The sequence below is a fragment of the Candidatus Thiodiazotropha sp. AKIB8 genome, assembly GCF_058244675.1.
Genome location: NZ_JBSYOO010000035.1, coordinates 56,797 through 68,891 on the forward strand (window position 1 = coordinate 56,797; position 12,095 = coordinate 68,891).

Annotated in this window: 11 protein-coding genes; 4 read left to right on the plus strand and 7 right to left on the minus strand. The window is 43.8% G+C overall.

The features are described from left to right. Window positions 1–2: 2 nt before the first annotated feature. Window positions 3–1,352: an NAD(P)/FAD-dependent oxidoreductase gene (locus AC4IFB_RS10375; RefSeq protein WP_490778422.1), complete on the minus strand. Its 1,350-nt coding sequence runs from the start codon at window positions 1,350–1,352 to the stop codon at window positions 3–5. Window positions 1,353–1,550: 198 nt separating this feature from the next. On the opposite strand from AC4IFB_RS10375, the gene AC4IFB_RS10380 reads away from it, so the two are divergent. The 3 genes from AC4IFB_RS10380 to AC4IFB_RS10390 all read left to right on the plus strand — a co-directional run bounded on the left by AC4IFB_RS10380 (window position 1,551) and on the right by AC4IFB_RS10390 (window position 3,371). Next, the gene (locus AC4IFB_RS10380; RefSeq protein WP_490780134.1) at window positions 1,551–2,327 is read left to right on the plus strand and encodes an SDR family NAD(P)-dependent oxidoreductase; all 777 of its coding nucleotides are present in this window, start codon (window positions 1,551–1,553) and stop codon (window positions 2,325–2,327) included. Continuing rightward, a complete protein-coding gene (locus AC4IFB_RS10385) occupies window positions 2,324–2,761 on the plus strand; it encodes a nuclear transport factor 2 family protein (RefSeq protein ID WP_490778424.1) in 438 nt (145 codons plus the stop codon). The genes AC4IFB_RS10380 and AC4IFB_RS10385 overlap by 4 nt, the downstream gene beginning before the upstream one ends. Window positions 2,762–2,867: 106 nt before the next feature. Continuing rightward, window positions 2,868–3,371 (plus strand): Crp/Fnr family transcriptional regulator, encoded by a 504-nt coding sequence (locus AC4IFB_RS10390; protein ID WP_490778425.1) that lies wholly within the window; start codon window positions 2,868–2,870, stop codon window positions 3,369–3,371. A 486-nt stretch (window positions 3,372–3,857) separates the two neighbouring features. On the opposite strand, the gene AC4IFB_RS10395 is transcribed toward AC4IFB_RS10390, so the two are convergent. The 3 genes from AC4IFB_RS10395 to AC4IFB_RS10405 are packed head-to-tail and all read right to left on the minus strand — an operon-like array spanning window position 3,858 to window position 7,224. Beyond that, window positions 3,858–4,820, minus strand: coding sequence for a YbgA family protein (locus AC4IFB_RS10395; protein WP_490778426.1), 963 nt, complete (start codon window positions 4,818–4,820; stop codon window positions 3,858–3,860). Beyond that, a complete protein-coding gene (locus tag AC4IFB_RS10400) occupies window positions 4,817–6,295 on the minus strand; it encodes a cryptochrome/photolyase family protein (protein ID WP_490780135.1) in 1,479 nt (492 codons plus the stop codon). The genes AC4IFB_RS10395 and AC4IFB_RS10400 overlap by 4 nt, the downstream gene beginning before the upstream one ends. Then, window positions 6,292–7,224 carry a MerR family transcriptional regulator gene (locus AC4IFB_RS10405; protein ID WP_490778428.1) on the minus strand — a complete coding sequence of 311 codons (933 nt, stop codon included), beginning with the start codon at window positions 7,222–7,224 and terminating at the stop codon, window positions 6,292–6,294. The genes AC4IFB_RS10400 and AC4IFB_RS10405 overlap by 4 nt, the downstream gene beginning before the upstream one ends. 333 nt (window positions 7,225–7,557) lie before the next feature. On the opposite strand from AC4IFB_RS10405, the gene AC4IFB_RS10410 reads away from it, so the two are divergent. Next, window positions 7,558–7,947 carry a group II truncated hemoglobin gene (locus tag AC4IFB_RS10410; protein WP_490778429.1) on the plus strand — a complete coding sequence of 130 codons (390 nt, stop codon included), beginning with the start codon at window positions 7,558–7,560 and terminating at the stop codon, window positions 7,945–7,947. Window positions 7,948–8,012: 65 nt separating this feature from the next. Here AC4IFB_RS10410 and AC4IFB_RS10415 read toward each other — a convergent pair whose 3' ends face one another. The 3 genes from AC4IFB_RS10415 to AC4IFB_RS10425 all read right to left on the minus strand — a co-directional run bounded on the left by AC4IFB_RS10415 (window position 8,013) and on the right by AC4IFB_RS10425 (window position 11,978). Further along, window positions 8,013–8,435, minus strand: coding sequence for a hypothetical protein (locus AC4IFB_RS10415; protein ID WP_490780136.1), 423 nt, complete (start codon window positions 8,433–8,435; stop codon window positions 8,013–8,015). Between the two features lie 665 nt (window positions 8,436–9,100). Next, window positions 9,101–10,012, minus strand: a complete 912-nt coding sequence (locus tag AC4IFB_RS10420; RefSeq protein WP_490780137.1) for a sulfurtransferase — start codon at window positions 10,010–10,012, stop codon at window positions 9,101–9,103. A gap of 424 nt (window positions 10,013–10,436) precedes the next feature. Then, window positions 10,437–11,978, minus strand: a complete 1,542-nt coding sequence (locus AC4IFB_RS10425) for an SPOR domain-containing protein (protein ID WP_490778433.1) — start codon at window positions 11,976–11,978, stop codon at window positions 10,437–10,439. Window positions 11,979–12,095: the final 117 nt, after the last annotated feature.

Consider the following 12,095-nt stretch of genomic DNA (forward strand, 5'->3'; position numbering starts at 1 on the left):
GGTTAAACTCCTGCACTTCTTGCAAGTGATGCCAACTTGTCAATATTGTTCTGATACGGAATATATCTATTTTCCGTCATCCAAGGCTCACTCACGCCAAGTCTTGATGCCAGTTCTACCGATGAGCGCAAAGCGTCTTCATGGAAACCGTATCCGAAATAGCTTCCGCAATACCAGATTCTCTCCTTGCCCTGTATCTGATCCAGCATTTCCTGAGCATAGAGTGCAGCACTGTCGAATACAGGATGGTCATATGTGATTGTTGCAACTGTGCATTCATCGCGAGGAGACTGTAGAGGATTAAGAGAGACAAAATAGTCACGTTTGCTATCCAACCGTTGCAGACGATTCATCCAGTAGCTGACGGATACATCTCTCTCTTCTATATGCTTATCATCAGATAGGTAGTTCCATGACGACCAGACTTTTCGCGACTTTGGCATCAAAGCTGAATCTGAATGTAAGTAGGCTATGTTTTCCTGGTATCGGAACTTATTGAGTAATTTAGCTTCGAGTGGTTTGGGGTTATCCAGCAATGAGACAGCTTGGTCTGCGTGGCAGGCTAAGATCAGGTTGTCGTATTTCGTTTTTTGGCCATCTTGCGTGATAACCTCAACCCCATCAGGTAGACGCTTTATGCTGACAACCTGCTGCTTTACTTTTATACGACTACCCAAAGCGGCAGACATCTTTTTTACATATTGCCAGCTACCATTGACCACGGTTTTCCATTGGGGTCGATTTTTTAAACTTATCAGTCCATGGTTATTAAAAAAGCGTGCAAAGCTGCTAAATGGAAATGAGAGCATGGTTCTTGTGGGACACGACCATATTGCTGCTGCCATGGGTAGAAGATAATCATAACGAAATTGCTGGTTGTAACCGTTCTGGTCGAGAAAATCTCCGAGACTCAAGTCGTGATTGTTATCTTCAATGTATGCCAGACAATCACGATTAAAACGCACTATCTCCCTTAACATTGATAAAAATTTAATATCGATGATATTCCGTTTCTGAGCAAACAATTTACCAAGATTGTCTCCTGCATACTCTAGTCTTCCTTTGTCGACTGAAACGGCAAATGACATATCAGTGTTTTGGGTTTCAACATCCATATATCTGAAAAGTTGTGTTAGCAGAGGATAGTTGGGTTCGTTGTAGACTATAAAACCGGTATCAACAGGTATGATCTTTCCATCCTCTTCTACTTCGACTGTGTGAGTATGCCCCCCGACATAATCATTCTGCTCATATAGATCAACTTGATACTTGTTTCTGAGCAGCCAGGCTGCACTTAATCCTGCAATCCCGCTACCTACAATGCCTATTCGATGAGTGGTTGTCTGAGTCACGTCTGTCATCCCGATTTGTATTTGTGTACAAGTGTTGTACAAAAAAAGTCAATTATCAACTACAATAGTTGTACAAGAGTGATATTGGCGGGTGACTTTAAGTGATAAAAACAATAAATATTCTGTAAAAACAAATATATAAGATTAATCCCACTGATAATTTGTAGTTTTAGTTGTATCGAAAGCTGAGGTTAAGTTATGCAAGGTAGTCCTGAATACAGCAGATCAACACCTAAAGTTGCCTGGGTCACCGGGGGGGGGAGTGGTATTGGTCGTTCCCTTGCTTTTGCATTGAAAGATTTAGGATGGGAGGTGGTGATCTCAGGGAGAAATAGTGAGCGGCTAATTGAAACAGTCAAGGAGTCAGGTGGAGACAATATGCATCTAATTCCTCTAGATGTAACCAACAAGGGTGCAGTCAAGCAAGTTGTTGACTCTATCCAGAAAGAGTATGGGCAGATTGATCTAGCCTTTCTGAATGCAGGTGACTATTCGCCCATGAAGCTTGAAGATTTTGATTTGGATCTTTTTCATAAGCTAATCAATGTCAACTATCTTGGTGTGGTAAATTGTCTTTCAGCGCTGCTGCCTGATATGCGCAGGCAACATAGAGGTGAAATACTGATTACCGCAAGCTTGTCAGGCTATTGCGGTCTGCCGGGGGCAGCTCCCTATGGAGCCAGTAAGGCAGCATTGATCAGTTTAGCTGAATCTCTTCATCCGGAATTGATCAGGGAAGGTGTCTCTTTACGTTTGATAAATCCGGGGTTTGTGGCCACCGAGTTAACAGACAAGAATCGTTTTAAAATGCCATTTTTGATTACTCCTGAAGAAGCAGCAAAGGCGATTATGAAAAACCTTCCATCAGGTAACTTTGAAATCAGATTTCCTACTGGTTTTGCACTTATTATGAATTTTTTAAAGTTTCTACCCTATTCACTCTATTTTCTGCTTATGCGGAGGCTCTTGAAATGAGTGACATTGAAGATTGGCTTTCTCGATATAAGGAATTCTTTGAACATATAGACAATGATGGATTGAAGGACTGTGATCGCCTGTTCAGTGATCAGGTAAGATTTAAAGATCCATTCAATGATGTCAGAGGAGTTGCAGGTGTAAAAAGAGTATTTCAACACATGTTTAATGTTTGTGAAACGAGCCGTTTCGAAATTCATAACTATTGCGGACATGGTGATGTGGGTTATATCTCCTGGACTTTTCACTACCTTGTGAAAGGCAAATTGGTGCAGCAAAGAATTGAAGGTCTGAGTGAGGTGAAATTCAATCCTAAGGGAGAGGTGATTGAACATATAGATTATTGGGATTCGGGTGAGTATGTGTATGAAAACCTCCCTGTTATCGGTTGGGTGCTGAATAAGTTGCGTAATCGTTATCTTCGTGCTTCTTGAATTCAGTCATTTTTTTACTTTGATGCCTTATATTAAGGTGCCGGGTTAATAGTTTATCTAATTCCATCTAAACTAATGATATATTGTCAAAGCAATGGGGCGGCATATGCATCAATCGAGAATCAGCATGCTTCAGAGTATGCCTATCTTTGGTGGGGTTAGTGAGTCCACGCTGGATTTTTTACTTAAAAACGCCTCTCTAATTGAGCTCGAAAAAGAGCACTATTTTTTCGAAGAGGGAGATCTCGATAATTCGATCTATATCCTGGAGCAGGGACGTGTTGCTATCTATAGAACCTGGCGAGATAAGCTCTATATGCTGAGAGAGCTTAGTTTGGGTGACTGTTTTGGTGAAATGGCATTGATGGATTGCAAACCACGCAGCGCTGCCGTCAAGGCCTTGGAAAGTTGCCGTGCGATTCAGATCAAGGCAGCTCAACTGGCTGAGCTTTACGGTATGGATCATGAACAGTATCTGTTGATCTATATGAATCTGGGGCGTGAGGTGTGCCGCCGTTTGAGTGAAGCGGACCACAGGCTTTTTATCAATCGATTCTCACTTGATTCGTGTAGCGATGCCAAGCCCGATCAAGCCCAGGGCCATCAGTAACAGCAATAGAGGTTGCACCAAAGCACCGTTATTTTTATCTCGGAAAAGAGTTATACACTTTTTGTCTGCTTGGAGGGGTGTTTTGCATTCGCTACTCTTTAGTGCGGTCTTTGAAAGGATTGAAAAATACTGAATTGTACCCTCATACAGCAGGGATGGATCTGCTTGCGGGATAGGTTGATTGTCTATTAGATGGCCGCTCTGTGCCATGCCAGAAGCACTGGTTATTAAGATGAGAAATAAGATGAAATTGCGAAAGTAGCCCATATTAGACGTTTAGGCCTCTCTAGTGTGACGCACCACACTAGGTTAACGATGTCTCGATACGCTTCTCTTAGAAATTAGCTGCAAGTAAAGTGCCACAGAATATATCTGTCTGGAAATCAATAACCTGTGCAGCGTTTAATAAGGCATAAAACTACAATGTGTAAAATTTCCCGACGAGAAATCAGTCACAACGGGTTCAGGGTGGTTTTAAAAGAGTCTCTACAATCCATTTCGCAATCCAAGTTTTTCAGGATGTGGCTGCAGATAGACTTGTCTCGACATATAGTTGTCGGGATGTAATCTGAAATAGTGCTTAAACAGAGTCATCGGTACGATCAATGGGGTTTCTTGCCGACGATAAGCTTCAATACAAGCAATAAGCTCAACTTTATCCTCAGAACTGATACGCTTTTTCAGATATCCCATGATATGTTGCAAAACATTCACATGGCGACTTCGATTGACCCGCCGTTTCAGGGTTTGCATCAACTCTTCGATATACAATTCTGCAATATTATTCAGTTCATTGTCAGCGAAATTCGATAGTAGTTGTCCGAGCCTCTGATATGAAGCTTGTGAATGGGCCATAACCAGATATTTATGGTCGGTATGAAAAGCAATCAGTTCAGCAGCAGTGAGTCCCTTTTGGCGTAGTAATTGCCAATGGTGATAGACATAGATTCGATTGATAAAGTTTTCGCGTAGAACCGGGTCATTAAGCCGACCCTCTTCTTCAACTGGTAACAATGGTAATTCGTCGATCAGAACTTTTGCAAAGATACCGACGCCTTTACTAACTGAGTGCGTTCCTTTTTCTGCATAGACCTTAACCCGAGACATTCCGCAACTCGGTGAGCTCTTTTTTAGAACATAGCCACTCAAATGGTGAAGGTGCCTGGTCTGTTCCAGGGCATAAACTTGCATCTTATCAGTCAATTCTATACTTGGGTCTTTAACCCCGACAAGGCGAGGGTTTTCAGGTTCACCTACCAAGCGAATTGTGGGGCGTGGGACACCAAGACCAATTCCTGTTTCTGGGCAAATAGGTAGATAATCGACATGTTCCTGTAGATTGCTAACAATGAAATTATCTCGTTTGTGGCCACCATCATAGCGGACTTGATGTCCCAATAAGCAGGCGCTTACACCGATAGTCGGTTTTTTTGGTATCGGCTCATTCATTTTCGTGCATATCTCTTGCTGCTGAGATTTTTAATCGTTTCCCAACGTTGTAAAGCCTCTTTTCTGGATAGTTGTAAGTCAACTATAGGCTTAGGGTAGGTTTTGCCAAGTCGGATCTCTGCATTGAGTAGTACTGACATATCTGCCTCCCAAGGCGCATTTAAATATTTATTAGGTAATAAACTCAATTCAGGGAGCCAACGCCGTATGTACTCTCCCTGGGGATCGAAACGTTGTGACTGACGCACCGGGTTGAATATTCGAAAATAGGGTGCGGCATCTGTGCCAGACCCTGCGCACCATTGCCACCCAAAGGAGTTATTCGCGCAATCAGCATCCACCAGTGTATCCCAGAACCACCTTGCGCCTTGCAGCCAGTGTATGCCTAAATTTTTAGTCAGAAACGAGGCAACGATCATGCGAACCCGATTGTGCATCCAGCCTGTTTGCCAAAGTTCACGCATACCTGCGTCCACAATGGGGATGCCGGTCTTTCCCTGCTGCCAGTACTGTAATAATTTTTCGGCTCGCTTGCCCTTTGGCCACGGGTAGTTTTGGAAGCGTGGATCAAAAGGGTGTAGATCGGTATCAGGGAAGTGTATAAGCAGGTTTTGAGCGAATTCACGCCATACCAGCTGACGAATATATTGTCCGGGGCTACTATCAGCGTGGCTTGTAGGGTCAGTTTCAAATCTGCTTTCTATCCCATTGATGATCTGTAGTGGGCCAATTTCACCGAAATGGAGATGGGGTGAGAGGCGGGACGTCTCTTCAAGGTCTGGCCTGTTACGTCCCTCAGCGTAGCTGTTGATCGACTTATCAAGGAAGTGCTGAATCTGCTTCAAGGCCCCGTGTTCACCGGGTTCCCAATAATCCTTGAAATGCTCATACCATTGAACTTCAGGCAAAAGCCCCAAGCTTTGCAGTGATATTGACTTAATCAGCTTTGGTGGGGGTGGGATCTTTTTTGGGGCTGGTAATGGAGCTCTTGTCGACAATCCCTGTTTCAGAACAGCACGCCAGAATGGAGTGAAAAGACGATAGCAGCCTCCATCGAGACGACGTATCGGAGGGCCATCTGTCAGTTGGCTATTATTGAAGATATTGCAGTTAATCCCTGATTTAGATAGATGCTTACTGACCCGGTTGTCCCGTTGTATAGCTATCGGCTCAGGTAAGCTATTGAAGAAGATCTCTTTAGAAGCATGGGTAATAGCCAGTTTTTTTAAGACGGTTTGGCTCTTTCCCCGTGCGATTATCAGATTTGAACCTCGCTGTCGAAGTGATGAGTCGAGTGCAGTAAGACTTTCATGCAACCACCAGTTTGAAGCAGCACCAGGGCTCCAGGGAGCCTCTTCACCAGGGGTATGTATATAGACCGGTATCAACTCGTTGGCGTGTTCTAATGCTGCTTGTAAAGCTGGATTGTCTGTCAGTCTAAGATCCCTTCTGAACCAGAGTATGGCAACGGTCATGAGGATGGTTCTTCTGGCACTCTATCGCTGATCTGATTAACGGCTGCCGCTAAATCTGCTACCAAAGGTATAGCGCCAGCCTCTAGAATTTCAGTTTGATGCGTTTGAGCAATAGTTCCCCCGACAAACACCGGTTCAGCCAATTTTTGAACCAACCCAGGCAAATCTGTTTGTAATAGAGCGGATGGTGGTTCTAAACTGCCGTAGAGGACCAATGCACTACAATGAGACCGGTCTACTACAAGCGGTATCTGCTCCAGGGCCATGTTGGGGCCAAGCAGTATTGGCCTATAACCCTGAGTCATTGCTTTTAAACTGAACAGCAGTAATTCGACTTCGCTGAATTCGTTCGGCAAGCAGGCACCAAGCACCCTTTTTCCATGGCTATTTGTCACCTGGTGATGAAAACGCGCCCCCAGCTTATTGCGTAAATAGGTTTCAAAAAAGCGAATTTCCACCTCTCCTAAGGGCTCACTGTTTCGTCTTTGGCGAAGTTCGTGAAGTAGTGGCTGAATAAGCAGTCGCGTTACCAGTTCGATTGGGTAGAGGGAGAGGGCATCGTTGTAACTGTTATCCAATACGATCTCATCAAACTCAGCAATAGCCTGAAGCATTCTGCTGCGATAACTGCTCCACGCATCACGCTCTTCAGTTTTTACGGGCTCCAGGGCTAGAAGAGGAGAGGTGCTATCAGCAAGCATGTGCCTGACCTGACCTATTGATATGCCCTTGTCGATAAGACCTATAATCCGGCGTATCAGCTGGATATGTTCATCCGTATAGAGCCTGTGACCTTTCGGGGTTCTTTCTGGCTTTATCAATCCATAGCGACGCTCCCATGCTCGAAGAGTCACTGGATTGATGCCCGTAAGTTCGGACACCTTGCGAATTGGGTAATAACCGCTGGTATATGAGGGTTGTTCTTTCATGAACATTACACATTATCTAAAATAGTTGTACATAGTGTACAATATTATTTGTGGAATAGTAGCTAAATAATTACACTAAGAAATAGGGGCTTTGTTCAGGCAGATAAAGAACCACTACTTTTTATTAATCATTGCCAGGGATTAGCTCATAACCCGATAATGGTCCTTTCAAGACGTATAAACTATTCATCAGGCATCACTATCACAAGATGTCATTGAATCAAAATTGATGATTCTTCTTGTATCAGTTTGGCTTCTCTGTTCTATTTGCCACTCCGGCCAATGTGGCTGGAAATGTTTCTTTTGGGATATTTTTAGAAGGTGTTTTAAGTCATGCATTCCGTAACAACGCCCTATGAAAAAATAGGTGGTGAAAAAGCCGTGCGTGAACTGGTAGATCGATTCTATGACATTATGGATGAGCAGGAGGATCTCACTACATTGCGTGAACTGCATGCTAAAAGTCTTAGAATGTCGAGGGAGAAACTGTTTCTTTTCCTGTCAGGCTGGCTCGGTGGGCCTAATCTCTATGTTCAGAAATATGGCCACCCCAGGCTCAGGGCAAGGCATCTGCCTTTTAGTATTGGTATAGTGGAGAGGGATCAGTGGCTCAACTGCATGAAATCAGCCATGGCGCAGATGGGACTGGATGAGAAGTTCCAAAAGGAGTTGTTCCAGGCATTTTCAAACACTGCAGACTTTATGCGGAATCGTTCTGAATAGAGTCGTATCTACTGATACTTTGAATCTCAGTGTCATATATTAATAGCAGGATCTTTAAATCCTAATCAATTTATCCAGACACCTTTTTGAGAGTACCATGCTTTATCGATACGCCAAGTGACCTTGTCTATGTCATCACGACTGAGCACTAACTTACGAACCTTGCCTTGAATGGCTCCCAGTCGCTTTTGCGCCGCAATCATTTCCGGATCCTGCTCACTTTTCTGACTGAGACCTGGATTGATCATTGCCAGAAATTTTACCGCAGGTACAGCGTTGGTTCTTGGCGTGGATATAATGGCAGTAGTCCCTCGGATCTCAAATGCTTTGAAGCGGTAGGGATAGGCGGAAAGTTCAGCATCCTTTTCCAGCATAGAATCAATCTCACTTAAACGAAAATCGAGGGTAGATACCCATGCAAGTAGTCCTAATGCTACTACACTGCCAAGAATACCGGCATAGATTTTTGTACCTCTATCTAGACTCATTGTGCCACTCCTGAAAGTGACAGAATACGAAGGGTAAAAAGGAGTATCAATGATAATCCTCATACAAATCTGAGCATATTCAGTGGTTAATAGATATTAGTGTTAACAGGCCCTAACAGGTGGTCTGCCGGTATGGTTTATCTGCAATCTTGGTTGGCGTGGCTATAGATGCTGGCGGGTTGGCCCGAAGAGAGCCCCACTACGGGGCCAATGCTGCATTGCACTTCTTGAAAAGGGCATGCCATTCCCCACGAAGTGCGCCTTGCCTTGGCCCCGTAGCGGGGTACCGAACTTACCGCGCGGCCCACTAGGGTAATTTCGTATATACACTCTACTGGATTTTGCGTAGAAATAGGTTGTGTCCGCGATAAAGTCGCCAGGTTAGTAAGTGCGACAACTTAATATATCGGGTTCAGGGTTTAAAAGTGATTTCTGATCGAGGCTGGTATGCCGCCAAGGATAGGCAAAATGGCATCACCAGCATCATCATAATTTCACAGAAACCCCTCAATGATTTGTAATGAGGACGCAGTAAACAGGCCAATCAGTTACATAAACTAGGCGGAGGAGGGTAGGGTGACTACTCGATCCCTTGCTATGGGCCATAATGCTACGGCTGGACCCGATATATTAAGTTTTCATGCTATAAATCAGCGTTCCACTGTTTACAGTGCATAGTCTCCGCCGTAAGCCTCTTCACCCTCAACAACGGGAAGCGTCAAGCGATTCCCCCAGTGTGACCAGCCTCCATTATAGAGCCTGATATCTTTGTAGCCGAGATATTTCAGCTGCAAGTAGGCAAGGCTCATACGAAAGCCATCATGACAATATACATAAATTGTCTTATCTTTTGCTATCTCATTGTAAAGATCTGAAAGCTCTGATTCAGAACGCCATTTCTGTGCACTGGTTCCATCCAGGCTTACAATATTAATTGCTCCAGGGATGTGGCCAGCTGATATGGAGTGTTTGACTTCCTTTCCTGTATACATGGCATGGGGCCGGGCATCGAGTAATATTATATTCGGGTCCCGTCGGGAGACAACGTCGTCATAAACATCAGTCCATTCTACAAACATCTCAGGGTTTGCAGGTTTTAGGGTCACTTTGCCTGGTTTTGGTTGAGGTGTGGCGTCAGTGGTCATCTCTTCGAACGCGCTCCACTCTACTGTTCCGCCGTTAAGAATCTTTATCTGTTGTGTTTTAAAGCCATAAAGCTCCAATAGATAGTAGATGCGTGTAGTCAGAGCAGTGTTAGAGTCATCGTATAAAACCAATGTTGAGTCATTGTTGACACCCCATTCACGAAGTTTTGACTGGAATTGTTCACGTGATGGAAATCGCATTAAAGGATAACCCTGATTATCTCCCAAGTCCTTAAAGCGTTGTACTTGTATTGCCCCGGGTATATGGCCAATAGTGTAGTAGCGATGGGGATGATAGCGCACTTCGAGTATGACCAGATTATCATCATCAATGTGTTCAGATAACCAGTCGGATTCGACAAGGAATTCTGCTTCAGCCAGACAGTTGGTGGTAATAAGGTAGAGTATTATGAGCAGTATAGTTTTTTTCATATTCAAATATGGCTTTAATAAAGTTTGTTGTATATTTTGGATTTGGATCGAAAATTGAATCCATAGTATAGACATAACCTATGGAAATTAAACTTATCAGAAAGGATTTGTGGTTTAAGAAAGGGTAAAAACCTGAATTGGGTGGTCTATACCCTGAAATATGTCTCCAGTTCTTAGGGCGTCCAGGTAATAGAGAGGGGGCTTGGATAGCTGAGCGCTACCGAATTTATAGCATGGCCCAATGGTTGATGTGCAACGCAGTGAATAGAGTGCATACCCAGCAGATGCATGCTTCAGGTCGCGCCCGACGGGGCTTTACGACCCGTTCAGACTCTGCGTTGCACTTTTTCGACAGGCAACAAGCGCGCCTTGAATCTAAACGGGGTGTAAAGCTAGAGGGCACAAGCAGTTATTAGAGGTGCCCTTAATTTGCTATATAGGATTGAACCTGTTGCATTGAGTGAACTGTTGGCATTTTACGCTCGACATATCTTGGAAGAGCACTCAGATTACGATCAGCTTCCTCACGGGAAGAGTAGTTACCATATACCAATGCATATTGTCGGCTCTGGTTAACGGTGACCGGAAGATACGCCAGTTCGTCCTGTAATTGATTATGATAACGCCCAGCTATTTTATAGAGCTGCTTTTTTTCTTTCACAGTGGTCAAGTGGATCGTATAGTTTTTGGCAGGTTGCTGTGATAGCCATTGATCACTGTGAATCACATTTCCTTTACCAAATGTTGTGTTGGGGCGTATGTTGCTGACCCTGCCATCCAAGCTTTCGACCTGATCTTCTATTTGTGTCAACTGCTTGTTGAGGGTTGTGATCTCTTTCTGAATAATCTTATCTGTTTGTAAGCTTTTACTACCAAGCTCTACCATTTGCTCCTGACTATCGGCGATCTGTTGTGCGTTGTTGCTAACTCCACTTTGTAATTGCAGATTTTGTTGCTCTTCTGCTCTCCAGTTTGCATTGTCGTAGAGAAAAAAACCTAACATTCCTATGAGTAGTAATGCTGTGGCTATACCCAAGGTGCGATAGTGTTTCTTTTCCACCATAATCAGGCTGAAGAGCGCCCTGTCGGTGTGCTCAGAGCGGTCTTGTAGATCAGTGATCAAACCACTGTGTTCTTCAGTTTTATTTCTCAACTCTTCGATTGCTGAGGATAGTTCGGAAGTGCGTTTGTTCAGCGTGGTTGTAGAGCGGGAGAGTTCGCGACTTTTTTTTGTCAATTCATCAGCGGTTACGTCAATATTCGCAACGCGTTTTTCCAAGGCCTGGTCGACTGCCTGCATCTTAATTAAACGAGCCTGGCTGGATTTGATCTCCTCTTCAGCCCTTACAAGGTCACTACCGATCTTATCGGTCTTGTTGTCCAGAGTCTCATCCCGTTGCTGACTATCTGCAGCCAAGGCGTTTATCTCTGTTAATAACTGGCTCTCCAGTTCTCTTAATACTTTTGCATTATCTTTTATGCTTTTATTTAAGACTCTAGTTGTCTGTCTTGATTTTTCAGAGAGTTCCTCGGTGCGTTCAATCAGGGTTTGCACGTCACTATTCAGGGAGCCCATTTCAGACTCTGTTTTATCTGTTACCTCAACCAACTGCTTTGAAACTGTTTTGATCTCTTTGCTGATCAGAGATGATTTTTTTACCAGAGATTGATATGCCTGGTCTAAATCACCAAGTTGTTGGTAGGCTTCAGATACCCGACTCGTGAGGTCACTCTCTTTTTCGCTGAGATCCTGCAGTTTTGTTTTTACACCCTTGTTGGCTTCTCTTAAATCTGTTTTGAGATCATCGAGATCTGCATCGATCAGACCGATTTTTCGGTTAAGTTCAGTAGGTAAGGCTGTCGATGAACTAGCAGATTCAAAATTAACCAGGTTTTTTTTGTCGCTGGAAATTGTTACCTCATCCGGGTGATTGGATCGACTCTTTGCTTGTTTGGAATTGGACATGATAAAACCCCTCACTACTCTCTTGCGCCCAGGAACTGTCGTAGCGCAAATTATTATAAGAATAAGAATCCCCAGAGGCGTAAATTAGCAAATAGTAATATACAAATATAATTGTAT

Coding starts and splice junctions, on each gene's coding strand:
- AC4IFB_RS10425 (WP_490778433.1), bottom strand. CDS start 11,978: ATGTCCAATTCCAAACAAGCAAAGAGTCGATCCAATCACCCGGATGAG.
- AC4IFB_RS10420 (WP_490780137.1), bottom strand. CDS start 10,012: ATGAAAAAAACTATACTGCTCATAATACTCTACCTTATTACCACCAAC.
- AC4IFB_RS10380 (WP_490780134.1), top strand. CDS start 1,551: ATGCAAGGTAGTCCTGAATACAGCAGATCAACACCTAAAGTTGCCTGG.
- AC4IFB_RS10395 (WP_490778426.1), bottom strand. CDS start 4,820: ATGAATGAGCCGATACCAAAAAAACCGACTATCGGTGTAAGCGCCTGC.
- AC4IFB_RS10410 (WP_490778429.1), top strand. CDS start 7,558: ATGCATTCCGTAACAACGCCCTATGAAAAAATAGGTGGTGAAAAAGCC.
- AC4IFB_RS10390 (WP_490778425.1), top strand. CDS start 2,868: ATGCATCAATCGAGAATCAGCATGCTTCAGAGTATGCCTATCTTTGGT.
- AC4IFB_RS10400 (WP_490780135.1), bottom strand. CDS start 6,295: ATGACCGTTGCCATACTCTGGTTCAGAAGGGATCTTAGACTGACAGAC.
- AC4IFB_RS10415 (WP_490780136.1), bottom strand. CDS start 8,435: ATGAGTCTAGATAGAGGTACAAAAATCTATGCCGGTATTCTTGGCAGT.
- AC4IFB_RS10405 (WP_490778428.1), bottom strand. CDS start 7,224: ATGAAAGAACAACCCTCATATACCAGCGGTTATTACCCAATTCGCAAG.
- AC4IFB_RS10385 (WP_490778424.1), top strand. CDS start 2,324: ATGAGTGACATTGAAGATTGGCTTTCTCGATATAAGGAATTCTTTGAA.